The 24,654-nt window shown below is 71.0% G+C and carries 22 protein-coding genes; 4 read left to right on the top strand and 18 right to left on the bottom strand.

The genetic code is table 11. The annotated features are described in order from the left end of the window. Positions 1-3: 3 nt before the first annotated feature. The 8 genes from M1D56_RS01260 to M1D56_RS01225 form a co-directional block, all read right to left on the bottom strand. Positions 4-1,362 (bottom strand): MFS transporter, encoded by a 1,359-nt coding sequence (locus M1D56_RS01260; protein ID WP_271173409.1) that lies wholly within the window; start codon positions 1,360-1,362, stop codon positions 4-6. 175 nt (positions 1,363-1,537) lie between these two features. Further along, positions 1,538-2,305 (bottom strand): SDR family NAD(P)-dependent oxidoreductase, encoded by a 768-nt coding sequence (locus M1D56_RS01255; RefSeq protein WP_421074971.1) that lies wholly within the window; start codon positions 2,303-2,305, stop codon positions 1,538-1,540. Continuing rightward, positions 2,302-3,246, bottom strand: a complete 945-nt coding sequence (locus M1D56_RS01250) for a 3-hydroxyacyl-CoA dehydrogenase family protein (RefSeq protein ID WP_456285254.1) — start codon at positions 3,244-3,246, stop codon at positions 2,302-2,304. Before M1D56_RS01250 ends, M1D56_RS01255 begins: the two co-directional genes overlap by 4 nt. Positions 3,247-3,275: 29 nt before the next feature. Continuing rightward, positions 3,276-4,232 (bottom strand): sugar phosphate isomerase/epimerase family protein, encoded by a 957-nt coding sequence (locus M1D56_RS01245; RefSeq protein ID WP_456284426.1) that lies wholly within the window; start codon positions 4,230-4,232, stop codon positions 3,276-3,278. A 154-nt stretch (positions 4,233-4,386) separates the two neighbouring features. Further along, positions 4,387-5,097 (bottom strand): GntR family transcriptional regulator, encoded by a 711-nt coding sequence (locus M1D56_RS01240; protein WP_271173405.1) that lies wholly within the window; start codon positions 5,095-5,097, stop codon positions 4,387-4,389. A 19-nt stretch (positions 5,098-5,116) separates the two neighbouring features. Further along, positions 5,117-5,911, bottom strand: a complete 795-nt coding sequence (locus M1D56_RS01235) for a triose-phosphate isomerase family protein (protein WP_456284425.1) — start codon at positions 5,909-5,911, stop codon at positions 5,117-5,119. A gap of 3 nt (positions 5,912-5,914) precedes the next feature. Continuing rightward, entirely contained in the window at positions 5,915-6,370 is a 456-nt protein-coding gene (locus M1D56_RS01230) for a ribose-5-phosphate isomerase (RefSeq protein ID WP_374727757.1), read from the bottom strand. Positions 6,371-6,395: 25 nt separating this feature from the next. After that, positions 6,396-8,129, bottom strand: a complete 1,734-nt coding sequence (locus M1D56_RS01225) for a dihydroxyacetone kinase family protein (protein ID WP_456284424.1) — start codon at positions 8,127-8,129, stop codon at positions 6,396-6,398. Positions 8,130-8,379: 250 nt separating this feature from the next. On the opposite strand from M1D56_RS01225, the gene M1D56_RS01220 reads away from it, so the two are divergent. From M1D56_RS01220 to glgP, 4 genes are all read left to right on the top strand, one after another. Beyond that, positions 8,380-9,312, top strand: coding sequence for a hypothetical protein (locus tag M1D56_RS01220; protein WP_456284423.1), 933 nt, complete (start codon positions 8,380-8,382; stop codon positions 9,310-9,312). Positions 9,313-9,317: 5 nt separating this feature from the next. Continuing rightward, the gene (locus tag M1D56_RS01215) at positions 9,318-9,899 is read left to right on the top strand and encodes an RNA polymerase sigma factor (RefSeq protein WP_456284422.1); all 582 of its coding nucleotides are present in this window, start codon (positions 9,318-9,320) and stop codon (positions 9,897-9,899) included. 6 nt (positions 9,900-9,905) lie between these two features. Beyond that, entirely contained in the window at positions 9,906-10,895 is a 990-nt protein-coding gene (locus M1D56_RS01210; protein WP_456285253.1) for a CU044_5270 family protein, read from the top strand. A gap of 76 nt (positions 10,896-10,971) precedes the next feature. Next, the gene (gene glgP / locus M1D56_RS01205) at positions 10,972-13,542 is read left to right on the top strand and encodes an alpha-glucan family phosphorylase (RefSeq protein ID WP_456284421.1); all 2,571 of its coding nucleotides are present in this window, start codon (positions 10,972-10,974) and stop codon (positions 13,540-13,542) included. A gap of 21 nt (positions 13,543-13,563) precedes the next feature. Here the strand turns inward: glgP and glgX are convergent, their stop codons facing one another. From glgX to M1D56_RS01155, 10 genes are all read right to left on the bottom strand, one after another. Beyond that, a complete protein-coding gene (gene glgX, locus M1D56_RS01200) occupies positions 13,564-15,720 on the bottom strand; it encodes a glycogen debranching protein GlgX (protein ID WP_456284420.1) in 2,157 nt (718 codons plus the stop codon). A gap of 82 nt (positions 15,721-15,802) precedes the next feature. Beyond that, the gene (locus M1D56_RS01195) at positions 15,803-16,699 is read right to left on the bottom strand and encodes a ribokinase (protein ID WP_456284419.1); all 897 of its coding nucleotides are present in this window, start codon (positions 16,697-16,699) and stop codon (positions 15,803-15,805) included. Positions 16,700-16,733: 34 nt separating this feature from the next. Beyond that, the gene (locus M1D56_RS01190; RefSeq protein WP_456284418.1) at positions 16,734-18,365 is read right to left on the bottom strand and encodes a fucose isomerase; all 1,632 of its coding nucleotides are present in this window, start codon (positions 18,363-18,365) and stop codon (positions 16,734-16,736) included. A 9-nt stretch (positions 18,366-18,374) separates the two neighbouring features. Further along, a complete protein-coding gene (locus M1D56_RS01185; protein WP_324012982.1) occupies positions 18,375-19,244 on the bottom strand; it encodes a dihydrodipicolinate synthase family protein in 870 nt (289 codons plus the stop codon). Next, entirely contained in the window at positions 19,241-20,896 is a 1,656-nt protein-coding gene (locus M1D56_RS01180) for a tripartite tricarboxylate transporter permease (protein ID WP_324012984.1), read from the bottom strand. Before M1D56_RS01180 ends, M1D56_RS01185 begins: the two co-directional genes overlap by 4 nt. Further along, entirely contained in the window at positions 20,893-21,411 is a 519-nt protein-coding gene (locus M1D56_RS01175) for a tripartite tricarboxylate transporter TctB family protein (RefSeq protein ID WP_456284417.1), read from the bottom strand. The genes M1D56_RS01180 and M1D56_RS01175 overlap by 4 nt, the downstream gene beginning before the upstream one ends. Beyond that, positions 21,411-22,370 carry a tripartite tricarboxylate transporter substrate binding protein gene (locus M1D56_RS01170; protein WP_456284416.1) on the bottom strand — a complete coding sequence of 320 codons (960 nt, stop codon included), beginning with the start codon at positions 22,368-22,370 and terminating at the stop codon, positions 21,411-21,413. The genes M1D56_RS01175 and M1D56_RS01170 overlap by 1 nt, the downstream gene beginning before the upstream one ends. Positions 22,371-22,477: 107 nt before the next feature. Continuing rightward, positions 22,478-23,140, bottom strand: coding sequence for a GntR family transcriptional regulator (locus tag M1D56_RS01165; RefSeq protein ID WP_271174598.1), 663 nt, complete (start codon positions 23,138-23,140; stop codon positions 22,478-22,480). Between the two features lie 84 nt (positions 23,141-23,224). Continuing rightward, entirely contained in the window at positions 23,225-24,214 is a 990-nt protein-coding gene (locus M1D56_RS01160; RefSeq protein WP_456284415.1) for an SRPBCC family protein, read from the bottom strand. A gap of 1 nt (position 24,215) precedes the next feature. Then, positions 24,216-24,575, bottom strand: coding sequence for an ArsR/SmtB family transcription factor (locus M1D56_RS01155; RefSeq protein ID WP_455969054.1), 360 nt, complete (start codon positions 24,573-24,575; stop codon positions 24,216-24,218). Between the last annotated feature and the right edge of the window lie 79 nt (positions 24,576-24,654).

The following is a 24,654-nucleotide window of genomic DNA, read 5'->3' as shown; positions in this document are numbered from 1 at the left end:
TCCTCAGTGGGCCGGGGTCTGCGCGGGCGCGTCGTCGAGCAGGTCGTCGGCCTTCGCGCGGAAGAAGCGCGTGCCGAGCATCATGGCGGCAGCGAGGAACGCGAACACCCCGAGCGAGACCACGCCCCAGGCGCCGCTCTCGGTCGGCATCGCCTCGTTGAAGGCCGTGCGCATGAGCGGGGCGACGAAGCCGCCGAGGTTGCCGAGGGAGTTGATGAGGCCGATGCCGGCCGCGGCCGCGGTGCCGGTGAGGAACGCCGTCGGGAAGGACCACGTGATCGGGCCCACCGAGAGGAAGCTCGCGACCGCGACGGTGATGAAGAGGATGCCGAGGAGCGGCTGGTCCGTCGCCCCCGCCCACGCGGATCCGACGATGAACGCCCCCGTGAGGACGTAGAACGTGGCGCCCCAGTTGCGACGGCGCCTCACTGTGTCCGCCTTGTTGCCGAAGTAGTAGCAGGCGAACAGGCCCACGAGCCACGGGATCGCCGTGACGAGGCCGACCTGCCATCCGACGTCCTGGCCCAGGAGCCCCGCCACCTGCTGCGGCAGGTAGAACGTGGTGCCGTACACCGCGATCTGCAGGCAGAAGTAGATGACCGTGAAGTACCAGACCTTCCAGTTGGCCATCGCGCGCCAGATGCCGGTCGGGCCGTCCTCCTGGCGCACAGCGTCCTCACGCGCCATCACGTCGATCAGGGCGCGCTTCTCGTCGTCGTTCAGCCACTTGGCCTTCTGCGGCGTGTCGATGAGCAGGAAGATCGCCGCCACACCGGCGATGACCGCGAGCATGCCCTCGCTGAAGAACATCACCTGCCAGCCCGCCCACGGCGTGTACTGGTCGCCGAAGCTGATCAGTCCGCCGGAGAGCGGAGCGCCGAGCATCTGCGAGAACGGCTGAGCGAGGTAGAAGATCGCGAACATGCGCACGCGCACCTTGTTCGGGAACCACTCGGCCAGGAACATGATGACGCCGGGGAAGAGCCCGGCCTCGGTGACGCCGAGCAGGAACCGCAGGATGATGAACATCGTGTCGTTCGTCGTGAACGCGAACGCCGCCGCGACGAGGCCCCACGTGATCGCGATCCGCGCGAGCCACCATCGGGCGCCGAACCTCTTGAGCGCGAGGTTCGACGGGATCTCGAAGATCGCGTAGCCGATGAAGAAGATGCCGGCGCCGAGCGCGAACGCTCCCGCGGAGATGCCGCGGTCGGTCTGCAGCGCGGCCTCGGCGAAGCCGACGTTGGTGCGGTCGAGGAACGCGACGAAGTACAGGATGACGAGCATCGGCATGAGGTGCCGGGTCGCCTTGCGGACGGCGCTGGCGAGCGGCTCCGTCCTCAGGGTGGCGGTGTCAGCCATAGATGGACTCTCCTTCGAGCATGGCTACGGACGGGTTGGGGGGTGTCGGGTCGAGGTCGTCGGTGCGGGTCAGACCGCGAGGATCTGCCAGATCCCGATGCCGACGAGGACGATGCCGAGGGCGAGGAACGCCAGGCGGGACTTGCTCCAGCTGCCGGTGGTCATGGAGGACTCCTCAGTGCATGTAGGTGCCGCCGTCGATGTTCAGGGTCTGGCCCGTCACATAGCCGGCGTCTTCGCTGATCAGGTAGGCGACGCCCGCGGCGATGTCGCGAGGGGAGCCGATGCGGGGCAGCACGCCGTCGGCGGCCATGGCCGTCTTCCGCTCCTCGGTGAGGGTGCCGCCCATGATGTCGGTGTCGATGGGGCCAGGAGCGATCGCGTTCACGGTCACGCCGAGACGCCCGAGCTCGCGCGCGACCGATCGGGTGAAGCCGATGACCCCGGCCTTGGCCGCGGAGTACGCGGTCTTCGAGAACGTGCCGCCGCCGCGCTGTGCCGAGATCGACGACATGCTCACGATGCGGCCGAGCCCGTTCGCGGTCATCGTCTCCGCGGCCCGCCGTGTGGCGTAGTGCACGCCGTTGAGGTTGATCGCGATGACGCGGTTCCACTCCTCGGGCGTGACCTCGAGGTACGGATCCGGCGACGAGACGCCCGCGAGGTTCACGAGCGCGACGAGCGTCGGCAGCCGCGGCTCGAGCGCATCGAAGGCGGCGCGCACCTGCACCTCGTCGGCGACGTCGGCCCCGGCTCCCGCGGCTGTGACGCCGTGCTGCTCGGCGATCTCGTCGGCGACGCCCTGCGCGGCCGCCTCGTCGAGGTCGATGATGCCGATGCTCCAGCCCCGCTCGGCGAGGTAGTGCGCCGTGGCCCGGCCGATGCCGCGCGGCGACGCCGCGCCGGTCAGGATCACGGTGCGCTCTGCCGGGAACGCGCTCATCGGACGACCTCCGAGGCCTGCGCCGCGGGCTCGATCGGGGCGGGGCCCAGCTCGTCGAGCAGCTTCTGCATCGCGACGTACGCCCTGTTGCGGTAGGCCACCAGCTCGGGCGTGCGCTCGGCGGGGACGTCGAGGAATCCCCCGCCCGACTTCGTGCCGAGCTTGCCGGCGTCGACGAGCTCCTGCAGGGCGGCCGGGGTGGCGAAGCGCTCGGGCCACCGGGTCTGCAGCGACTCGTAGCAGAAGGCGTAGACGTCGAGCCCGGCCATGTCGGCGATCGCGAACGGGCCGAAGAACGGAAGGCGGAAGCCGAACGTCGTGCGCACGATCGTGTCGACGTCGGAGGCCGACGCGACGCCCTCCTCGACGAGCTGCGACGCCTCGGCGAACAGCGCGTACTGGAGGCGGTTGAGCACGAAGCCCGTCGAGTCCTTCACGCGCGCGGTCTGCTTGCCCGTGGCCCGCACGACCTCCTCGACGAACGGCAGGATGGCCTCGTCGGTGCCCTCGTGGGGGATGATCTCGACACCCGGGATGAACGGAGCGGGGTTCGAGAAGTGCACCCCGAGGAAGCGCTCGGGATGCTCCACGGCGGTCGCGAGCGACGCGATCAGGATCGTCGACGTGTTGGATCCGATGACGGCGTCGGGCCGGGCCGCGGCGGAGATGCGGGACAGGGTGGCGTGCTTGATCTCGATCTTCTCGGGCACGGCCTCCTCGATGAGGTCGGCGCCCGCCACGGCCTCCTCGATGGATGCGGCGGCCGTGAGGCGCGCCTGGATCCGCTCGACGGCGTCCGCCGGGAACAGTCCGTCTGCGACGAACTGCCCGGCCTCGGTGAGGAGGCGCTCGAGGTTGGCGGCGGCGATCTCCGCCGAGACGTCGGCGATGCGGACGTCGTAGCCGGCGAGCGCGAGCACCTGGGCGATGCCGCCGCCCATGTAGCCCGATCCGACGATGGCGATGGTGGTCACTGCTGACGCTCCTTGATGTTGCGGGGGATGAGGGTGCGGAGGTATCGCGCGTTCGTGGCGCAGACGCCGAGCGAGTCGCCGCCGTACTGCTCCATGAGGAAGATGCCGCGGAAGCCGATCTCGTTGATGGCCTCGCGCACGACCTGGCGGTAGTTGATGAGGCCGAGCTCCATGCTCGTCGGGACCGACGTGGCCCACGATCCGTCGCCCGCCTCGTCGCGCGTGTAGTTCTTGACGTGCCAGTAGTTCGTGTACGGAAGCGTCTTGGCGAACATCTCGCGCCAGTCCTCGATGGGGCGATGCAGGCGGATGAGGTTCGCGATGTCGGGATTGATGCCGACGTTGTCGAGGCCGATGTCCTCGATGAGCCGGACGGCGCTGTCGGCTGTGCCGACGTAGGTGTCCTCGTACATCTCGAGCGACATCTGCAGGCCGACCTCTGCCGCGTGCCGGCCCAGCTCCCGCAGACGCGACACGGCCGCCGTCCAGACCTCCGGGTCATCCGGGTCCTTCGGGCCCTGCGCGGTCCAGAACCACAGCGCATCCCGCTGGGCCTCGCTGAAGGGCTGGTGGAGGCCGGTCGAGAAGACGTCCATGCCCCACTCGGCCGCGGCGTCGATCGTGCGGTGGGCGTACGCGAGGTTCTCGTCCTCGCGCCCCGGCCAGATCACGCTCCGGCGCTGCAAGTGCACGCTGGGGATGCGCACGCCGTGCGATCGGGCGATCGCGAGGAGCTCGTCGCGGCGGCTCGCCTCGAGATCGGCGGGGCGCACGTGGCTGTCGGCGAGCTCGGCGAGGTCGAAGCCGACCTCCTCGATCTGCTCGAACATGTCGTCCCACACCTCGGGGGCCGCGTCGTGCAGGGCCGTGCCGTCGCGCCCCACCGTGGGGAATCCGTGCAAGCAGGTCGCGATCGGCCATCCCTCGCGGGTGTACTCGTATGCAGTCGCCATGTGGTGTGCTCCGTTGCGTTCTCGCGCCATCGGCGGCGCATCATCGATCCTATAGGATCTTTGCCACGACGCGTCAAGGGCGGATCCGAGGATCCGAGGGATCAGCGGAGACCCCGCCGTCAGACGCGGCGGCTGCGCGACCGTGCGCGCGGGATCAGCGGTCGGTGTCGCGCAGGGAGCGCGCCCGCACCTTCTCGAGGTGCGCGCGCATGCAGGCGACGGCCGCCTCGGCGTCGCCGCGCTCGACCGCGTCGAGGATCGTCTCATGCTCGGCGACCGCCTCGCGGACGTCGTCGGGCCCGCCCATGACGGCCTGGCGCATCCGATGCGTCAGGGCGCCGAGCCCGTCGTGCATCTCCAGCAGGTAGTGATTCCCGTTCGCGAGGAACAGCTGCCGATGGAACTCGCCGTCCGCGGCGAAATAGGCCTTCGTCACCTCGAGCGGCACGCCCGCGTCGTCGTGGGCGGCGATGACCGCCTCGGCCGCGTCGACGTGCCCCGCATGCGCTGCGCGGAGCGCGGTCACCGCGGCAGCGCCTCCCCTGACGGCGCCGCCGGCAGCGGCCGTCTCGATGACCAGGCGCGCGTCGAACAGCTGCTCGAGCTCCTCGGGCGCGAGCGGAGGAGCCACGCGGTAGCCGCGCAGCGCCTCGCGGGTCACGAGGCCGGTGCGCTCCAGCTGGACCATCGCCTCCCGCACGGGCGTCGGCGACACGTCGAGAAGGCGGGCCATCGAGTCGATCGACAGGCGCGCACCCGGCTCGACCTCGCCGGTCAGCAGCATCTCGAGGATCAGATCGTACACACGGTCTCGCAGACCGCGCCGCTCGATCTCGACGACGCGTCCCAGCGGCAGACTGCTCACGCGTGCTCCTCCTCGGCGCTCACTCCGTTCCGGGCCGCCGGACCCCGTCGCTCTGGGCGAGGGATCCCGCTTCGTCGAGAATACGGCCGAACGCCTCGGGATCATGTGCGAAGCGACCGAGGAAGAGCCCGTCGACGGCCGCGCCGATGCGCGAGATCAGCCCCGGTCCGGCGCTGCCGCCGTAGAGGACGGCCGAATCGGCGGCCATGCCCATCGCCCGCAGCGCCGCGCGCAGCTCCGCGCACACGACGCGGATGTGCTCGTCGGGCGCCGGCTCCGGCGCTCCGATCGCCCAGACCGGCTCGTATGCCACGAGCACCCGCCCGTCGCGTCCTGCGGCGAGCGCGGGGGCGAGCGACGCCTGGAGCTGCCGCACGGCCGCACGCGCCGCATCCTGCGGTGCCCCCTCGCTCTCCTCCCCGACGCACACGAGCGGCGTCAACCCCGCGGCGAGGATGGCGTCCGCCTTCCGCGCGACGGTCTCGTCGGTCTCGCCGAAGTGGCGACGCCGCTCGGCATGGCCGACCTCGACGAGGCTCACCCCGAACTCGGCGAGCTGCCGCGGCGACACCTCCCCTGTGAACGCGCCGTCGTCCCAGTGCGCGTCCTGCGCGCCGACGCGCAGCGGCCCGTCGGCGGCGACCGCCGCGACCTCCGCGATCGACAGGAAGCCCGGGATCGCGAACGGCTCGACCGCCCCCGAGCGCACGGCGGGATGCGCTCGGCTCAGCTCATCCACGGCGCGAGCCCAGGTCATCGTGCGCTCGCGACCGAAGTAGGCCTTCAGGCTCGCGCCGACGACGAAGCGCGCCACGGTTCAGTCGCCCTCGTACGCGCAGATGTCGTTGACCTTGTCGTTCGACGCGCTGGACGGGTCGAACGTGTACGTCAGCCACTCCGCGGCGAGACGGCGCGCCAGCTCGATGCCCACCACGCGCTGGCCCATGCAGAGCACCTGCGCGTTGTTCGACAGGATCGAGCGCTCGACCGAGAACGAGTCGTGCGCGGTCACGGCGCGGATGCCCTTGACCTTGTTGGCGGCGATCGCGACACCGAGCCCCGTGCCGCAGATCAGGATGGCCCGGTCGGCTTCGCCGCGCGCGATGCGCTCGGCCGCCTCGATCGCGATCCGGGGGTAGGACGTGTGCCCGTCGGCGTCGACGCCGACGTCGGCGACGCTCTCGACGAGGTCGCTCGCCTCGAGGTCTCCCTTGAGGATCTCCTTGTACTGGTAGCCGGCGTCGTCGCAGCCGACGATGAGGCGCAGGGCCATGGTCACTCCTTCGGTCTCGTGGGGATCACGTCGTCGCGGGCGCGTCGACGAAGGCGCGGTGGACGGTGCGGCAGACGAGCGCGAACGACACCGCTCCCGGGTCGGGCGTGCCGATCGACTTCTCGCCGTGCGAGCGAGCGCGGCCCAGCGTCGCGACGAGGTCGGCGGTCGACCGGGCAGCCGCCTCGGCGGCATCGGTCGCGGCAGCCCATGCGTCGCCGAGGCGGCGGCCGGCGGCGACCTCGGCGCTCAGCGTCTCGGCGAAGGGCACGATGGCGTCGACCATCGTCTTGTCGCCCACCTCGGCCTTGCCGAACGCCCGCACGGCGTCACTCGCCGCGCGCACGCCGTCGGCGACCCGCTGCGCGGTGACGGCCTCGTCGTCGGTCAGGGCCGTGCCGACGGTCTTCAGGATCTCGGCCCAGATCGCCCCCGAGGTCCCGCCCGCCTTGTCGCTCCAGGCCTCGGCGGCATGCGCGAGCACCGTCTGGGCGCCGGCGCCGGCCTCGCTCGCGCGGCGACCGGCGTCGCGAGCAGCATGCGAGCCGCGCTGCATGCCGATGCCGTGGTCGCCGTCGCCTGCCACCCGATCGATGCGGCCGAGCTCGTCGGCGGCGTCGTCCAGGGCCTGCGCGACATCGGCGAGGGCGCCCGCGATCACGTCGCCCAGAGCCCGCGAGGCCTCGGACGCGGGGCCGATCGGCAGCTGCGCATCCTCCTCGTCGACATGGACCTCGACGCGACGCTGCGGAGCGACCGCTCCCTTCCGGTACCCGTGGCTGTCGGCGGGCGCGGCCCACAGGCGCTCGAGCTCGTCGTCCAGCCACAGCAGGGTGAGCGAGCAGCCCGCCATGTCGAAGCTCGTGCAGAGCTCGCCGACCTCGGGTTCGACCACGGTCGCGCCCGCCTCGTCGAGCAGGCGGTGCACGGTGCGGTAGACGACGAAGAGCTCCTCGCTCTTCACGCTTCCGAGGCCGTTCAGCAGCGGCACCACGCGCGCCCCGGCGACGGTCACGCCGTCGGGCAGCTCCTCGAGCAGCTTCGCGACGAACATCCCGGCCAGGCCCTCGGCCGTCGGGATGTCCACCTCGTCGATCCCGGGCTCGCCGTGGATGCCGAGGCCCACGGCCATCCGCCCCTTCGGCACCTCGAAGAGCGGGGCGTCCGCCCCCGGCATCGTGCACCCGCCGAACGCGACGCCGAACGAGCGCGTGCGGGCGTTGGCGTGCCGGGCGAGGCGCTCGACGTCGTCGAGGTCCATGCCGGCCTCGGCCGCGGCGCCCGCGATCTTGAACACGACGAGGTCGCCGGCGATGCCGCGGCGCTTCTCCTGCTGATCGGCCGGGGCGCTCCAGACGTCGTCGGTCACGAGCACCGTGCGCACGTCGTGCCCCTCGGCGTTCAGGCGGTCCTGCGCCTGCGTGAAGTGCAGCACGTCGCCGGCGTAGTTGCCGTACGACAGCAGGACGCCGCGGCCCTGATCGGCGGCCTTGGCCACCGAGTACACCTGCTGCGCCGAGGGCGAGGCGAACAGGTTGCCCATGGCCGCTCCGTGCGCCAGGCCGGGCCCGACCAGGCCGCCGAAGGCCGGATAGTGGCCGCTGCCGCCGCCGACGACGAGCGCGACGGTCGGCTCATCGGCCGCCGTGGCGCGGACCACGCCGCCCGGCACGCGCTGCACCCAGCGCGCGGCCGCATCGGCGAAGCCCTCGGTCATCTCGTCGGCGAACGCCGCAGGGTCGTTGAACAGTCGCGTCATCGCGCCGCCTCCTCGTGGACGTCGTCATCCGTGGTCGAGCACGATCCTATAGGATATTTTCCACATCATCCAGCGTTGCTCTCGACCACCGCACATGGGCTCGCCGGCAGGGGCGCCCTTCGCCCCGCAGAATGTCTGCGGAGGGGCTCACGGTCCCGCGGTCTCGGGAATCGCGTCAGGATCCCGCACCTGCGACAACCTCCCCCATGACCGCCCGTGAACCGCGCGGTCGGAACGAGAGGACATGCGCATGAGGACACGGATGCGACACGGGATGGCCGCGGTGGCGGTGGGCGCGGTCGCGCTGCTCGCGGCGGGGTGCGCGTCGGCGCACGGGGCCGAGATCGCCGCGAGCGCCGAGCCCGGCGACGTGGTCGAGGGCATCGAGCTGCCCGAGCGGGACCTGGCCGCCTGGAGGCTGCCGCTGCCGAGCCTGTTCCCCGGGGTCGAGGGCGGTCTCGGGAACCACGCCGAGAACGTGCTCGTCGCGGCATGCCTCGAGGGAGCCGGCCTCGACTGGCCGATCCCCGAGGAGGACGTCGCGGAGATCGACGCGAGCACGCACGGCCGGGCCCCGCTCACTCAGGAGTGGGCTGACGCGCACGGGTACCACACGGCGGGCGAGGTCGACGTCGCGGGCCAGGAGGCCCATCAGCTGCTGAACCGGATCGCGGGCTCGACCCCCGGGTTCGAGACGGCCTTCCAGGACTGCCTCGACGGCGTCCGCGAGCAGCACGACTGGTCGCGCATCGAGGTCGAGATCATCAACGGGATCCTGTCGCCCGGTCTCACCTTCGCGGCCGAGCGCGCCGCGGAGGACGAGGAGGTCGCGGCGGCGGCGAGGACGTGGTCCCGGTGCCTCGCCGAGGCCGGGTTCGAGCGGCGCACGGACGACCCGACGCTCATGCCGACGACTGCCGACGCGGAGGACTGGGGCCTCACGGGCCTCAAGGACGTCGTCCCCTGGCCTGCGCCGACGGCCGCCGAGATCGAACTGGCCTCCGCTGACGCAGCATGCCGCGCGACGAGCGGGTGGAACGCCGAGCGCTACGACGCGGAGTGGACGGCGCAGGTCGCCTACATCGTCGAGCACGCCGACGAGATCCGCGCGCAGCGCGACCGCTGGTCGGAGCTCCGCACGGAGATGCTGGCGGCCGTCGACGGCTACACCGTCGAGGGCTGACCGACGTGAGCAGCGTGCCGGCCGATCTCGGCTCCGAGAGCGACCTCCCCCTCGCGGCGAGAGCCTCGGCGCGAACCGCCGCGGATGGCGCGAGGGCCGCGTTCGAGAGCCTCTTCCGCGCGCACTTCGCCACGGTCCTCCGCTTCGCGGAGCGCCGCGTCGACGACCGCGAGCAGGCGAGGGAGATCGCGATGGACAGCTTCGAGATCGCGTGGCGCCGCTTCGACCCCGCGGCGCCGTTCGAGCTGCCCTGGCTGCTGCGCACGGCACGGAACCGCATCGGCGACGCCTACCGGAAGCGCGACAGGGAGCGCGCGGCGACCGCGCACCTCCTCGAGGCGGGCCGGCACGCCGACGGGTCGGATGGCTTCGAGAGCGCCGAGCTCGCCATCGCGATGGCGGGGCTGCGGCCGAAGGAGCGCGAGGTCCTCGTGCTCGTGTACTGGGACGGACTCTCCGCGGCAGACGCCGCGAAGGTGCTGGGATGCGGCGAGGCCGCGGTGTGGAAGCGGCTGAGCCGGGCGCGGGACGCGCTCCGCTCCCGCCTCGCGGCACCCGCCGAGCCCCGCGAGACAGAGAGCAGGTGAGTGGGAATGCAGTGGACGGATGAGCGGATCGCCGAAGGGCTCCGCGCGATGGATCCCGCGGCCTCGGGCGCGGATGCCCGGCCGACCGCGGCGGAATGGGCGCGCCTCGAGCGCGCGATGGACGGGAGGCGCCCTGGGCGGTCGCGCACGGCCATCCGCGTGGCCTGGATCACGCCGCTCGCGGCGATGGCGCTCGCGACGGCGGTGGTCGTCGCCGCCCAGGTCGCGGCGCCCGCACCCGCGGTGGCGGTGACACCGCCCCTGCTCGAGGCCGCGCCGCTCGCGGCATCCCTCGACGAGGTCGTGGACGAGTCGCTCGCCGCACTGGAGACCGCGAGCACGGCCGGAGAGCGCGGCGGCTGGCATGTCACCTGGCACTACGACCGCGAGATCGCGGATGAGCGCGTCATCGCCCCCTTCTGGGCGCGCTGGGTCTGGGACGACGACGGCACCGGCCACCTCGAGACGGTCCCCGGCGACGCCTACTCGATCGAGGACGGCGAGGTCGTCGAGAAGGAGTTCCCGCTTCCGCCCGCGGCCAAGGGCATGACCGCCGAGGAGTGGGACGAGGCGAGCTACGAGGGATGGTTCTACGAATCTCCCCCGTCGGACGCCGACGCTCTCGCGGCGTACCTCAGGGAGCGTGCGTATCTGCCCGAGGAGGCTGACGGCCTGCAGGTGTGGGGTGCGGTCGACGCGCTCCTCGACGAATGGACGCTGTCCGGAGAGCAGTCCGCCGCGGCTCTCGAGCTCCTGATGCGGACGGGGGATGTCGAGCTGCTCGGCTCGGTGACCGATCGTCTCGGGCGCGAGGGCGTCGCGCTCTCCGTCACCACCGAGAAGCGGCCGGCGTTCGACGTGACCGTCGTCCTCGACGAGGACACGCGCCAGTTCATCGCGGCCGACGTCGTGTACCGGGGCGGCAGCGACACGCTCGATCTGCCCGCCGACACCGTGATCGAGTACACGGCGTGGGGCGCGTCCCCCGAGGACTGACGGAGCCGCACGCCCCGACACCTCGTGTCAACCCCCTTGTGCTGACATGGCTACGTCCATGCACTACCGTGTGCGCATGCGCGCCATCCGTCGCTTCACCGTCCGACCCGTCCTCCCCGCCCCAATCGCGGCGCTCGGCAGCCTCGCCGGGAACCTCAGATGGTCCTGGCATCCCGCCACGCAGGATGTCTTCGCCGAGGTCGCGCCGGACGCGTGGGCCGCGACGCACGATCCCGTGCACGTGCTCGGATCGGTCTCGCGCGAGCGGCTCGACGAGCTCGCCGGTGACGACGGCTTCCTCGCGCGCCTCGGGCAGGCGGAGGCGAGCCTCGAGCGCTACCTCGCCGAGGACCGCTGGTATCAGCGCCAGGTCGCGGATGGCCCGCGCGCGATCGCGTACTTCTCCCCCGAGTTCGGGATCACGGCGGTGCTGCCGCAGTACTCCGGGGGCCTCGGCATCCTCGCGGGCGATCACCTCAAGGCGGCGAGCGACCTCGGCGTCCCGATCGTCGGCGTGGGCCTGCTCTACCGACACGGCTACTTCTCGCAGGCGCTGTCGCGCGAGGGCTGGCAGCAGGAGAGCTACCCGCTGCTCGACCCCGACGAGCTGCCGATCACGGCTCTGCGCGAGCCGGACGGCACGCCCGCGACGATCTCGATCGCCCAGCCCGGCGACCGCGATCTCGTCGCGCGCATCTGGGTCGCGAGGGTCGGGCGCGTGCCGCTGCTCATGCTCGACACGGCGGTCGAGGGGGCCCCGGATCACCACGTCGCCGTCACCGACCGCCTGTACGGCGGCAACAGCGAGCACCGGCTCCGCCAGGAGCTGCTGCTCGGCGTCGGCGGCGTGCGCGCGCTGCGGGCCTACAGCCGCCTGACCGGCGCGCCCGTGCCCGAGGTGTACCACACCAACGAGGGGCACGCCGGGTTCCAGGGGCTCGAGCGCATCCGCGAGCTCACGGTCGACGCGGCGGGCCCGCGCCTCGACATCGACGCGGCGCTCGAGGTGTGCCGCGCCTCGACCGTGTTCACGACGCACACGCCCGTGCCCGCGGGCATCGACCGCTTCCCCCGCACGCTCATCGAGCAGTACTTCGCATCCGACGGCGCGACGCCGGGCGTGCCGCTCGACCGGGTCCTCGCGCTCGGCGCAGAGAGCTACCCGGGCGGCGACCCCGGCGTGTTCAACATGGCCGTGATGGGCTTCCGCCTCGCGCAGCGCGCGAACGGGGTCTCGCAGCTGCACGGACACGTGAGCCGCGAGATGTTCCACGGCCTGTGGCCCGCGTTCGACGAGGCGGAGGTGCCGATCACCTCCATCACGAACGGCGTGCACGCCCCGACGTGGGTGGCTCGCGAGTTCCAGCAGCTCGTGGCCGAGCTCGGCGCCGACCCCGACGGCGACCCCGCGGAGTTCGCGCAGGCGATCGTCACCGCGCCGTCGCGCCGCATGTGGGAGCTCAAGCGCGCGATGCGCGAGCGGCTCGTCCTCGATGCGCGCGATCGGCTGCGCGCCTCGTGGCGCAAGCGCGGCGCGGCGGAGGCCGAGCTCGGCTGGATCGACGACGCACTCGATCCGGATGTGCTCACGATCGGCTTCGCGCGGCGCGTTCCGTCGTACAAGCGCCTCACCCTCATGCTCCGCGACCCCGCGCGACTCAAGCGCCTCCTGCTCGACCCCGAGCGGCCCATCCAGCTCGTCGTCGCTGGCAAGGCGCACCCCGCCGACGACGGCGGCAAGAAGCTCATCCAGAATCTCGTGCGCTTCGCCGACGACCCCGAGGTCCGCCACCGCATCGTGTTCCTGCCCAACTACGACATCGCGATGGCCCTGCCGCTCTACCCGGGCTGCGACGTCTGGCTCAACAACCCGCTGCGCCCCTACGAGGCCTGCGGCACGAGCGGCATGAAGGCCGCGCTGAACGGCGGGCTCAATCTCTCGATCCTCGACGGATGGTGGGACGAGTGGTTCGACGGGGACAACGGCTGGGCCATCCCCTCGGCCGACGGCCTCGACGACCCCGACAAGCGCGACGACCTCGAGGCCGCCGCGCTCTACGACCTCGTCGAGCGCGAGATCGCGCCGCGGTTCTACGACCGCGACGCCGACGGGCTGCCCATCCGCTGGCTCGAGATGGTGCGGCACACGCTCGTGTCGCTCGCCCCGAAGGTGCTCGCGACCCGCATGGTGCGCGACTACGTCACCGAGCTCTATGCGCCGGCCGCGACGTCGGGACGGGCGCTCGACGACGGCTTCGCCGCGGCGATCGACCTCGCGGCCTGGAAGGCGCGCGTCGCGGCCGGATGGCACGCGGTGCGCGTCGAGCACGTCGAGTCGAGTGGCCCTGGCGACGCCGCCGAGGTCGGCGCCGAGCTGTCGGTGCGCGCGTTCGTCGCGCTGGGCGACCTGCGGCCGGCGGATGTCGCGGTGCAGCTCGTCTCGGGGCGCGCGGTCGGCGAGGACGAGATCGCGGACCCGACGTACACGGCGCTCTCGCCGGTGGAGAGCTACGAGGGCGGACGGGTCTGCTTCGCGGGCGGGATCACCCTCGACCGCTCGGGCGCGTTCGGGTACACCGTGCGCGTCGTGCCCCAGGAGGAGCACCTCGCCTCGGTCGCCGAGCTGGGCCTGGTCGCCACCGCGTAGGGTCGAGCGGCCCGGCCCGCGTCAGAGCGGAGCCTGCAGCGACTGCATCACGACCACGGTGCGCGGCGCCATGACGAGCGGCGCCTCCACCGTGACGCGCGTGCCCGGGGGCACCGCCTCATCGGTCGAGAGCACGACGTCGCCCATGCTGATCCACTCGTTCTCGGGGAACGTGATCGTCACCTCGGTCTCGCCCGCGTTGAACCAGAACAGGAACGAGTGGTCGACGAGCTGCTCGCCGTGCGGGCCCGGCTCGCGCAGCGGACCGCCGGACAGGAACATCCCGATGGTCCTGAGCCCGCCATCCGCCCAGTCGGCCGTGCGCATGCGGCGCCCCTCGGGGTGCAGCCAGACGAGGTCGGCCGGGCCGCCCTTGATCGTCGGCGACCCCTCGAACCAGTGCCGCTGCCGCAGCGCCAGGTGCTCGCGCCGGAGCCTGAGCGCCGCCTTGGTGAGCTCGTACACGTCGAGCCACGCGTCGTCGGGGCGCCAGTCCATCCACGAGATCTCGTTGTCCTGGCAGTAGGCGTTGTTGTTGCCGCGCTGCGTGCGGCCGCGCTCGTCGCCGGCCGTGATCATCGGCACGCCGTTCGACAGGCACAGCGTCATCATGAGGTTCGCGGCCTGGCGACGGCGCAGTGCGACGATCTCGGCGTCGTCGGTCTCGCCCTCGACGCCGTGGTTCCAGGACCGGTTGTTGTCGGTGCCGTCGCGGTTGTCCTCGCCGTTCGCCTCGTTGTGCTTGTGGTCGTAGCTGACGAGGTCGCGCACGGTGAAGCCGTCGTGCGCCGTGATGAAGTTCACCGAGTTGTACGCGGAGCGGCCGTCGTCGGCGTAGAGGTCGCTCGAGCCCGCGAGCCGCGTCGCGACGTCCTTGATCTGCGCGTGCCCGCGCCAGAAGTCGCGGATGGTGTCGCGGTACTTGTCGTTCCACTCGACCCACGGCTGCGGCAGGCGGCCGACGAGGTAGCCGTCCATCGACGCGTCCCACGGCTCGGCGATGAGCTTGACGTGACGCAGCACCGGGTCCTGGTCGACCGCGATGAGGAACGCGCACGCGAAGTCGATGTCGTAGCCCGTGCGCGTGAGCGCCGAGGTGAGGTCGAACCGGAACCCGTCGACGTGCATCTCGGTGACCCAGTAGCGCAGCGAGTCGAGGATGAGGCGCAGCGCGTAGGGGTCGCCCGTGTTGACGGTGTTGCCGCAGCCCGTGACATCCCAGTAGGTGTCGTCGAACCCGCCGTTCTCCGGGATCAGCCGCTTGTAGAAGCCGCGGTCGTCGAGCCCGCGGAACGAGAGGGTCGGCCCGTGGGGGCCGGCCTCCGCCGTGTGGTTGTAGACGACGTCGAGGATGACCTCGATCCCCGCTCCGTGCAGCGCCTTCACCATCCGCTTGAACTCGTCGACCTGCTCGCCGCGATCGCCCGACGACGAGTACGCCGCGTCGGGCGCGAAGTAGGACAGGGTGTTGTAGCCCCAGTAGTTGACGAGCCCGCGCTCGAGGAGGCCCGGCTCCGAGAAGAACTGCTGCACGGGCAGCAGCTCGACGGCCGTGACGCCGAGGTCGCGGAGGTACTCGACGACCGCCGGCTCGGCGAGGCCCGCATAGGTGCCGCGCAGGTGCTCGGGGACGCGGTCGTGCAGCTTCGTGAACCCCTTCACGTGCAGCTCGTAGATGACCGTGTCGCGCCAGCGCGTCTTCATCGGCTCGTCGTCGCCCCAGTCGAACGACGGGTCCACGACGACGCTCCGCGCCGTGTACGCGGCCGAGTCGGTGTCGTCGCGCACGGCGGGGTCGTCCTCGCGGACGCCGAAGATCGGCTGCTCGGCGATGATCGTGCCGCTCGTGGCGAGACCGTACGGGTCGAGGAGGAGCTTCTGCGGGTTGTGCCGGAGGCCCTGCGCCGGATCCCACGGGCCGTCGACGCGGTAGCCGTAGCGCTGCCCGGGGCGGATGCCGGGAAGGGCGCCGTGCCAGATGCTCTGGGAGTGCTCGGTGAGCTCGTGCCGCGTCTCGGAGTTGTTCTCGTCGAACAGGCACAGCCACACGCGCGTCGCGTTGGGCGCGTAGACCGCGAAGTTCGTCGACTCCTCGCTCCAGGTCGCTCCGAGCGGCCAGTTGCGTCCTGGCCAGATGGCGGCTGTCTCACCCATGCGGGTCCAGATCTCCGGGCTCACAGGGCGATTGTCCCAGGCTCAGATGACAGAACCCGCCGTTCCGGTAACCGGATGGCCACAGTACGGACACAATGCGCGCCGGTCACCCGAGCGCGGCGTCGATCTCCTCGCGCGTCGGCATCGCGGGCGCGGCCCCGGGCCGGGTCACCGCGATCGCGGCAGCCGCCGTCGCCGCCTCGACGGCCGCCTCGAGCGGCTCGCCGCGGGTGAGCCACGCGACGAGCACGCCGACGAACGTGTCGCCCGCGCCCGTCGTGTCGACGGCCTCGACCTCGCGCGCCGCCACGGCGGCGACGATGTCGCCGCCGCGTGCGATGAGCGCGCCCTTCGACCCGCGCGTGACGATGACCGTGCCCGCCTCCGCGCTGAGGCGCCGCGCGGCGGCCTCGACGTCGGAAGCGCCCGACAGCGCGAGCGCCTCCGACTCGTTCGGCACGAGGATGTCCACGAGCGGCAGCAGTCGCGCCGCCTCGGCGTCGACCGGGGCGGGGGTGAGCACCGTGAGCGCCTCGGCCTGCCGACCGGCGGCGAGGGCGCGCTCGACGAGGGCGAGCGGGCGCTCGAGCTGCACGACGAGGGCCGCAGCCGACGCGATCAGCGCGCGGTCGCCATCCGTCAGCTCCTCCTCGCCGTTCGCGCCCGCCACGATGACGATGCTGTTCTCGCCGCCGTCGAGCACGCTGACCTGGGCGATGCCCGTCGGCGCAGCGGATGTCCGCAGCGCGTCGGTCGCGATGCGCTCGCCCTCCAGGAAAGCGCGCAGCTCGCGCCCGAACCCGTCGTCGCCGACCGCGCCCGCGAACGCGACATCGGCTCCGGCGCGGCGAGCGGCCACGGCCTGGTTGAGGCCCTTGCCGCCGGCGCCCGTCGAGAAGTCGGAGCCGGCCATCGTCTCGCCCGGCTCGGGGAGACGCGGCTGCCGCGTGACGAGGTCCATGTTGGCGCTGCCGAGGACGACGATGGGGCCCGTGCGGTTCACGACGTCCACGCTAGTGCGCGCCCGGTCTCGCCAGTCACAGGCGCACGTCCCCCACGAGATTCACGCGGATGCCCATGCGGTCGAGCATGGCCGCCTTCGCGACGAGCGCCCGGTCGGCCGTGGCGGCGTCGGGCGCGTAGACCACCTGAGCGTGGTTCGCCTTGTGCCGGGCCATGAACTGGTCACGCGTGATGCCGTGGAGCACGACATGCGCGATGGGCCACTCGGGGTTGGTCGCCTGCTTCCGGCGCGCGGTCTCCTCCTCGGGCAGCTCGATCGCGGTTCCGCGGAAGATGTCGGCCTGAAGCACGCCGTCCGCGATGAAGACCCGCGAGATGACGAGCTCCCCCGGCCGGGACACGCCGTTGATCGTCGACCCGCCGGCCGGGAAGAACACCGGGTCCTGGCGCCATCCCTCGGCCTGGTCCCACCCGCCCAGGTGCGATCCGGGGACCGAGCCGGAGATCTCGTAGACCCAGACGAAGTCGCCCTCGTAGTCCTCGCCCCAGCGGACGTCGTGCAGGGTGTTGTCGGGCACGAGACCCATCGCCGTCCACACCCGGTCGGTCACGAGCGCATCGACGGCGACACCCTCGTCGGCCTCGTTGAAGTGCGGGAGAGCGCGGCCTGCGAACAGCTCGCGCTGACCGTCGCGCGAGAACACCGGTGGGCGCTCGGTGGAGTTGAGCACGCCTTCGGCGAGATCGGATGCCGGGACCAGGTCCTTGAGGCCCTGCTGGTACTGGATGCCCACGGCGTCCAGACCGAAGTCATCGGCGATGCGCAGGGCCGCGATGTACATCTTCATCTGCCAGCGCACCTGCGACTCGGTGAGCTCTGACGCCTCATCGCTGCCGAAGCGGAACCTCATTCCGCGGTCGACCAGCCAGTCGCGGGCGGCGTCGGCTTCCGCGTCCGGCACCGTCAGCATCTCGGCGTACAGGGCGGACTGCGACAGACGCTCCTTGTAGATGCCGGTCGGGTTCAGCAGCTCGTCGTCGAAGATGGCGTTGTACATGCCCATGCAGCCCTCGTCGAACACGCCGATGATCGCCTTGTCCGCGAGCAGCTGATCGCCCAGCGCGCGACCGAGGTCCCGCTCGGGAGACGCCGGCAGCTCGGGCAGCGGCCGCACGTGAGAGGCGTCGTGCGTGATGCGACCGGTCTCGACCCACTCGCGGATCCCGCTCCGGAACCACTCGTCCTGGAAGTCGGTCGACCAGATCGTGGCGTAGTCCTTGCCCATCTTCGTCAGGCCCGCGTTGAGGCCCAGGAGGCCGACGAGGCCCGGCCAGTCGCCCGCGAAGTTCGCGACCGTCAGGACCGGCCCGCGATGCGTGCGGAGACCCGCCAGGACGTGGTGCGAGTACTGCCACACCGCCTCGGCGACGATGAGCGGCGCGTCGACCGGGATCGTCTTGAACACCTCGAGGCCCATCCGCTGACTCGAGATGAACCCGTGACCCGTCGCGGGATCGACGTCGTTGGCGCGGATGACCTGCCACCCCAGGTCGTTCAGCACGCGCGTCACCGCGGACTCGAGCGCGACCTGCGTGGGCCATCCTGCGACGTTCGCGGACTCGCGCAGATCGCCCGACGCGATGAGATACGCCGTCTTCGGGGCGAGCGCGGGCCGCGTGGACGGTTCAGGGAATGCGTAGGACATGGGGCTCCTTCAGCGGTGCGTCGCGATGACGCGGTCGATCTCGGCGAGGGCGGCGGCGTCCGGCTCGTCGAGCGCCATCCGGCATCGCCCATCCGCGACCCCCATCGCGCGGTAGGCGGCCTTCATGCGCGGCATGTCGCCGCCGATGACCGACACCACGTCGTCGACGGCGGCCTGCGCACGGGCGATCGCGTCCGCGTCACCGGAGTCGGCAGCGGCTGCGAGTGCACGGAACGGCTTCGGCAGCACCGACGAGACTCCGGACACCACGCCTTGGGCGCCGACCTCTCCGGCCGCGACGAGGTCGCGATCCGCTCCCGTGTAGATGACGAAGTCCGCGGGCACCGCCGCGCGATAGGCCGCGATCTGCTCGAGGGAGAGCTCGCTGGCCTTGATCCCGACCACGTTGGGCAGCTCGGCGAGGCGGGCCAGAAGCTCCGGCGAGACGGGGTTCCCCGTGCGGGCCGGATACGCGTAGACGTACAGCTGCCCGTCGCCGACCGCCTCGGAGATGGCGGCGAAGTACGCGAACAGACCGGCCTCCGACGAGGGGAGGTAGTAGGGGGTGACCGCGGCGAACTCGCGGGCACCCAGGCGGCGGGCGATCTGCACGCGGCGGACCGCCTCGAACGCGCTGGTCGCCCCGACGTGCACGACGACGCGCATGGCGTCGGCGAGATCCGCCAGCGCGGCCTCGACGAGCTCGGCGAACTCGGCGTCGTCGACGGCCGGGAATTCGCCCGTCGTCCCGAGGACGAAAGCCCCTTCGTTCCCCGACTCCGCGACGTAGCGGAAGATCGCGCGGCTCCCCTCGAGGTCGAGTCGGCCGTCCGCGAGGAACGAGGTCGGCACGGCGGTGAGGATGTCTCGGCGGGTCATGAACGGGGCTCCTTGCGGTTCTTTCGCGCCGTGCGCTCGCGCGCAGGGTCGGCTTCGTCGTTGCGGATGGTCGATGTGAGCAGATCCGGGCGCGCGCGCAGCTCGTCGTGCGCCTCCTCGATCTCGGCGACGGTGTCCTCGCTGAGGACCGATTCGGCGAAGGACCGACGCTGCTCGGGCGATCGCCGCGCGTTGCGGACGACCGGCACGATGATCGAGGCGATCGCGAGAGCGATGAGCACGAGTGCGATCGGGCTGACCACGCTGAAGAACGGCTCGGTCGGGAGGATCGCCAGCGTGCGAGCGAGATTCTGCTCTGCGAGGGGACCGAGAAGGAGGCCGAGCACCACGGGGCCTGCGGGGATCTCGAGGCGCTTGAAGGCGAGCCCGACGACACCGAACACGAGCATCTGGATGACGGCCGAGAGGCTGTTCGACGTGGCGTAGGTCCCGATGATGCAGAACACGAGGATGCCGCTCCACAGATAGGGCCGCGGGATGTCCAGGAGCTTCACCATCCCGCGCATGCGCACGAGGCTCAGCGCCAGGGAGAGCACCGTCGCGACGATCATGATCGTCGCGATCGAGACGACGAGCTCCGGGCGCTCGGCGAAGAGCGTGGGCCCCGGGGTGATGCCCCAGATGATCATCGAGCCGATCATGACGGCCATGACGGAGTCGCCCGGGATGCCGAGCGCCATGGTGGTCGTGAGGGACCCGCCGAGAGTCGCGCTCGAGGCGGTGTCCGAAGCCGCGACTCCCTCGATCGATCCCTTGCCGAACATCTCGGGGTGCCGCGAGACCGCGCGCGCCCGTTCCCATCCGATGAGACCGGCGATGTCGCCGCCTGCCGCGGGAACCAGACCCACACCGAGGCCGACCGCGCCGCTCACCGCGACCGCTCGCCCGGTCTGCCGCAGTTCGCGGCCGTTCGGGAACCAGCGCCCGAGCGACGAGATGGGACGCACCTTCGATGCGTGATGCGTGAGCAGCTGATCGAGCAGTTCCGCGATGCCGAAGAGCCCGATGATGACGGCGATGAAGTTGAGGCCCTCCGACAGCTCGAGCACTCCGAAGGTGAAGCGCTGGTCCGCTGTCGCGGCATAGGTGCCCACGGTTCCGAGCATGAGCCCGATCAGGCCCGCGAGGATCCCCTTCATCATGGACTTCGACGAGATGCCGATCATGATCGCGATGCCGAACACCACCAGGGCGAACAGCTCGGGCGAGCGGAAGTGGTTCCTGGCCAGCGTCGCGATCGGCACGGCGAGTGCGGCGAAGAGGATGACGGAGGCGAGGATCCCGACCGCGCTGACGATCGCCGAGATGGTCAGGGCGAGCCCCGCTCTTCCCTGTTTCGCCATGGGGTATCCGTCGAGCGTGGTCGCCACCGACGCGGGTGTGCCCGGCGTGTTCACGAGAATGGCCGGCACCCGGTCGCCGAAGTTCGCGGCGACGTAGATGGTGAGCAGGACCGCGAGTCCCTGGACAGGGTCGAGCGTCATGGTGAACCCGGCGGCGAGCGCGACGGCCATCGTCGCGGTGATGCCGGGGAACGCTCCGACCAGGAAGCCGAGGAGGAGTCCCACGCACATGTACAGGAGGACGGAGATGTCCATGAGGGACGACAGGCCCTCGATCAGCGGGTTCATAGCGGGATCCTCAACAGCAGGCCGAAGACGACGTAGACGAAGGCCGTCACCGCGACGGGATAGACGATGAGTCCGATCAGGCGCCGCTGTCCGAAGAGCAGCAGCAGAGCGAGCAGGTAGATCGCCGCCGCGATCGGGAACAGCTGGATGCGGTACCCGAATGCGATCACATCGGAGAACGACCAGAGAGCGAGGAACCCGCCCGAGACGAGCAGCGTGAGCACGACCCTGAGCGGGCCGCCGACGGCGACGCGCTCCAGGTCGCTCCTCGTCGACGGCGGTCGGGTGATCGCGATCGCGACGAGCACGAGCGAGACGACGATTCCGAGGACGCCGAGGACGAGCGGCCAGGTGCGCGCGTCCATCTGACCGGGCACTTCGCGCCGCAGCTCGATCTGCAGCCCCAGCGCGAAGTAGACCACGCAGAAGACCAGGGCGGTGCCTGCGAAGGCGATCTCGAGTGCTCGAGAGGGGCGGGGCGTTGTGCCCGGCTCCGTCTCAGCGTCGACGTTCATCAGCCGAGCAGCTCCTGGAAGCGAGTGAACTGCTCGTCGACGAAGGTCGTGAACTCCGCGGAGTCGCGGTACACCACGAGGTTGCCCGAGCTCTTCTGGAAGTCCTGGTAGGACTCGGTCTCGACCGCCTCCGCGATCGCGGACTCGAGGGTGTCGTGCACGTCGTCAGGAAGCCCTGCGGGGGCGTAGATCCCACCCCAGCCGCCGAACTCGATCTCCTCGCCGATCGCCTCCGCGACCGTCGGGACGTCGGGCAGGTCGGGATGACGCTCGTCGTGCATGATGGCGAGGATCCGGACCGACTCAGCCTGAGCGAGAGCCTCGCCGACTCCGGAGACCGCGGCCACGACCTCACCCGATGCAGCGGCGCTCACCGCCGTCGCGCCGCCGTCGTACGCGACCGGAGTGAACTGGGCCCCCGTCGCGTCGCCGAGGCCGAGAGTGGCGGCCTCCCAGATCGAGCCGGCGCCGGAATTGGCAACCGTCAGCGCGCCGGACTCACCCTGCTCGATGAGATCCTCGAGCGTCTCGATGCCGCTGTCAGCACTGACCGAGATGACGCCGGGCGCGAGCATGATCTGTCCGAGGAGGTCGTAGTTCTCCGGGAGCACGTCTGCGTTCTGGGTCGTGTTCAGCATGGAGATCTCGACCGGACCGAAGCCGATGACATAGCCGTCGGGCTCCTGCTCGGCGACGTACTCCATCGCCAGCGCTCCGGATGCCCCGGGCATGTTCTCGGGGATCACGCTGACGCCGAGGATCTTCTCGAGCTCCGTCGCGAGCGCGCGCGATGAGAGGTCGGAGCCGCCTCCCGCGTCAGCCTGGATGATGAGGCGGATGTCCTCTTCGGGATAGGACGAGCTGTCGCCGCCCTCAGCCACCGGCGTGCAGGCAGCCAGCGCGGTCGCGGCCAGGCCTGCCGCCGCGAACGCTGCGGTGAAACGGATGTACCGGGGCATCATTGCTCCTCTCGGCGCGGAACCGACGGGCTCTGTCGGCTGAGCCGAGTCTTGCACGTTTACTGTTAACAGTCAACGCTGACCGCGCTCAGATCATCCGAGGAGAGTCAGCGCCGAGCGACGAGCTCCAGCCGCATGCGCTCCTCCGCGCCTCGCAGATGCTCGATGAGCTCCGCCTCGGCGGCGGCTCGATCACCGGAGCGCAGCACGTCATACAAGCGCCGGTGCGCCTCAGACGACTCGTGCAGGTCGTCGTCGTGGTTGATCGTCACGTCGAGCAGAGCGGCGAACGTCGGCTCGTACTGACGCCAGGTCGCGAGAAGACGCGGATGCCGCGCCATCTCGTAGAAGAGCGAATGGAACTCGACGTCGGCCTTCTGGAAGGCGGGATGATCGCCCTCATCGGCTGCGACAGCCATCCGCTCGACGCATTGCCAGACGCGGCGCCACGGCTCGTCGTCCGTCACATCCATCGCGCGCTGAACGGCGAGCCGCTCGAGCGCGCCCCGCAGGCTGTACAGCTGCTCGACGTCATCGGCCGACAGCCCGAGGATGTAGATGCCCCTCGGGCGCCGCACCTCGACGAGGCCCTCGTAGCTCAGCTGCGAAACGGCGTCGCGCACCGGCCCGCGGCTCACCTGGAACTCCTCGGCGACACCCTCCTCCGTCAGGCGGTCGCCGGCCTGGAGCTCGCCGCGCACGATGCGCTGCCGGATGATGTCCGCGACCTGCGTTCCGAGCGATACGCCGCGCTCGACCTTGTCCCGCATCGTGCCTCCCTGAACGTCGTTGACTGTCAACAGAGTACGCCCAGAACGCGGCCGCGCCACCTCGGGTGACGCGGCCGCGGCGAGTCAGCGACCGGAGGCGACGAGCACGTCCCTCTCGAGGCGGGCGTACGAGGCCTCCATGCCGTCGGCCATCCCGGTCGCGAGGATCATGTCGCGCGTCTCCTTGTCGGGGTACTCGATGAGGAGCGTGATGAGGGTCGCGCCGTCCTCTTCGTACAGGTTGAGGTCGTTGAGCGTCTCGGGCCCTTCGGTGCCCTTCATGCGCTCCGTCGTGACAGCGCGCCGCGGAGCCTCGATGAGGAGCGCCTCCCCCTCGAAGCCGAAGGCCTCGCCCTCGGTCTCGCCGACCGGCGCCCACGACGTGCTGTGCCGGTCACCGGGAGCGAGCGCGACGACGCACTCGGTCATCTCCCACCCGTCGGGACCGAGCATCCACTGCCGCAGCAGGTCGGGGTCGTGGTGGGCCCGCCACACGAGCTCCCGCGGGCCCTCCACGAGACGCGTGATCCGCACGTGGGTGTCGTCGAGCTCCTCGACGCGCGTCCCCTTCCCCTGTGCGTAGGCGCGCAGGTCCTGGAGCACGGCGTCCAGCTGGGCCATGGCCATCCGCGTGCCCTCGATCGCACCCATCTCGACGACCTGCTCGAGCGCCTCGATCGAGTCGAAGTGGCTCGTGGTGACCATCCGCGTGCCGTCGCCCGCTTCCTCGAAGGAGAACGTCATGCGCAGGGAGGGAAAGCCCTCGAGCGGACGGCCCTCGTCGTCGACGAACCGGTCGATCACCGCGAACCCCCGCGGCTCGTCGATCTCGAGGAACTCCCACGACCCCGAGGAGCGCTCGCCGCGCGGGCCGGCCATCGTGTACTGCGCCATTCCCCCGACCGTGTGGTCGAAGGCCGTGAACGTCGCAGGCCAGCCGGGAGGACCCCAGAAGCGCTCGAGCTGGCGCGGGTCGGCGTAGGCGCTCCACACGCGCTCGATGGGCGCTGCGAAGTCTGCGACGACGGTCATGGTGAGACTCTCGGCGTCGGTGGTGACATCGGTGACGGGCATGTCAATCTCCTGATCCAGTGGTGTCGTGCGGTTCGGCCAGCAGGTCGTCGAGGCGCGCGATGCGGGCGCGCCACAGCTGCTCGTATCGGCCCAGCAGGGCCCTGGCGCGCGCGATCATCTCGGGGTTCGCGCGGACGAGCCGCTCGCGCCCCTCCGCGCGCTTGACGATGAGCCGCGCCTCTTCGAGCACGGCCACGTGCTTCTGGACCGCGGCGAACGACATGTCGTAGTCGCGGGCCAGTGCGGAGACGGACTGCTCGCGCTCGATCGTCCGACGCAGGATGTCGCGCCGCGTCGCCGCCGCCAGTGCGTGGAAGACACGGTCGATCTCCGTCTCGCTCAACTCCGTTTGTGCAACCATTTGGTTGTACGTTAGGGCCGCGGCGGGCGTGTGTCAAGGCCCGTTGCCACTGCACTCCTCGTGAAGGCAGCGGGGGTGA

This window comes from Microbacterium sp. JZ101, from assembly GCF_053903175.1.
The sequence above is the reverse complement of the archived record's forward strand: the minus strand, read 5'-3'. Positions and strand labels throughout refer to the sequence as shown.

What these genes read in the sequence shown, in the direction of transcription:
- M1D56_RS01260 (WP_271173409.1), bottom strand. Translation starts at nt 1,362, where the DNA reads ATGGCTGACACCGCCACCCTGAGGACGGAGCCGCTCGCCAGCGCCGTC.
- M1D56_RS01255 (WP_421074971.1), bottom strand. Translation starts at nt 2,305, where the DNA reads ATGAGCGCGTTCCCGGCAGAGCGCACCGTGATCCTGACCGGCGCGGCG.
- M1D56_RS01250 (WP_456285254.1), bottom strand. Translation starts at nt 3,246, where the DNA reads ATGGGCGGCGGCATCGCCCAGGTGCTCGCGCTCGCCGGCTACGACGTC.
- M1D56_RS01245 (WP_456284426.1), bottom strand. Translation starts at nt 4,232, where the DNA reads ATGGCGACTGCATACGAGTACACCCGCGAGGGATGGCCGATCGCGACC.
- M1D56_RS01230 (WP_374727757.1), bottom strand. Translation starts at nt 6,370, where the DNA reads ATGGCCCTGCGCCTCATCGTCGGCTGCGACGACGCCGGCTACCAGTAC.
- M1D56_RS01225 (WP_456284424.1), bottom strand. Translation starts at nt 8,129, where the DNA reads ATGACGCGACTGTTCAACGACCCTGCGGCGTTCGCCGACGAGATGACC.
- M1D56_RS01220 (WP_456284423.1), top strand. Translation starts at nt 8,380, where the DNA reads ATGAGGACACGGATGCGACACGGGATGGCCGCGGTGGCGGTGGGCGCG.
- M1D56_RS01210 (WP_456285253.1), top strand. Translation starts at nt 9,906, where the DNA reads ATGCAGTGGACGGATGAGCGGATCGCCGAAGGGCTCCGCGCGATGGAT.
- glgP (WP_456284421.1), top strand. Translation starts at nt 10,972, where the DNA reads ATGCGCGCCATCCGTCGCTTCACCGTCCGACCCGTCCTCCCCGCCCCA.
- M1D56_RS01190 (WP_456284418.1), bottom strand. Translation starts at nt 18,365, where the DNA reads ATGTCCTACGCATTCCCTGAACCGTCCACGCGGCCCGCGCTCGCCCCG.
- M1D56_RS01185 (WP_324012982.1), bottom strand. Translation starts at nt 19,244, where the DNA reads ATGACCCGCCGAGACATCCTCACCGCCGTGCCGACCTCGTTCCTCGCG.
- M1D56_RS01180 (WP_324012984.1), bottom strand. Translation starts at nt 20,896, where the DNA reads ATGAACCCGCTGATCGAGGGCCTGTCGTCCCTCATGGACATCTCCGTC.
- M1D56_RS01175 (WP_456284417.1), bottom strand. Translation starts at nt 21,411, where the DNA reads ATGAACGTCGACGCTGAGACGGAGCCGGGCACAACGCCCCGCCCCTCT.
- M1D56_RS01170 (WP_456284416.1), bottom strand. Translation starts at nt 22,370, where the DNA reads ATGCCCCGGTACATCCGTTTCACCGCAGCGTTCGCGGCGGCAGGCCTG.
- M1D56_RS01165 (WP_271174598.1), bottom strand. Translation starts at nt 23,140, where the DNA reads ATGCGGGACAAGGTCGAGCGCGGCGTATCGCTCGGAACGCAGGTCGCG.
- M1D56_RS01160 (WP_456284415.1), bottom strand. Translation starts at nt 24,214, where the DNA reads ATGCCCGTCACCGATGTCACCACCGACGCCGAGAGTCTCACCATGACC.
- M1D56_RS01155 (WP_455969054.1), bottom strand. Translation starts at nt 24,575, where the DNA reads ATGGTTGCACAAACGGAGTTGAGCGAGACGGAGATCGACCGTGTCTTC.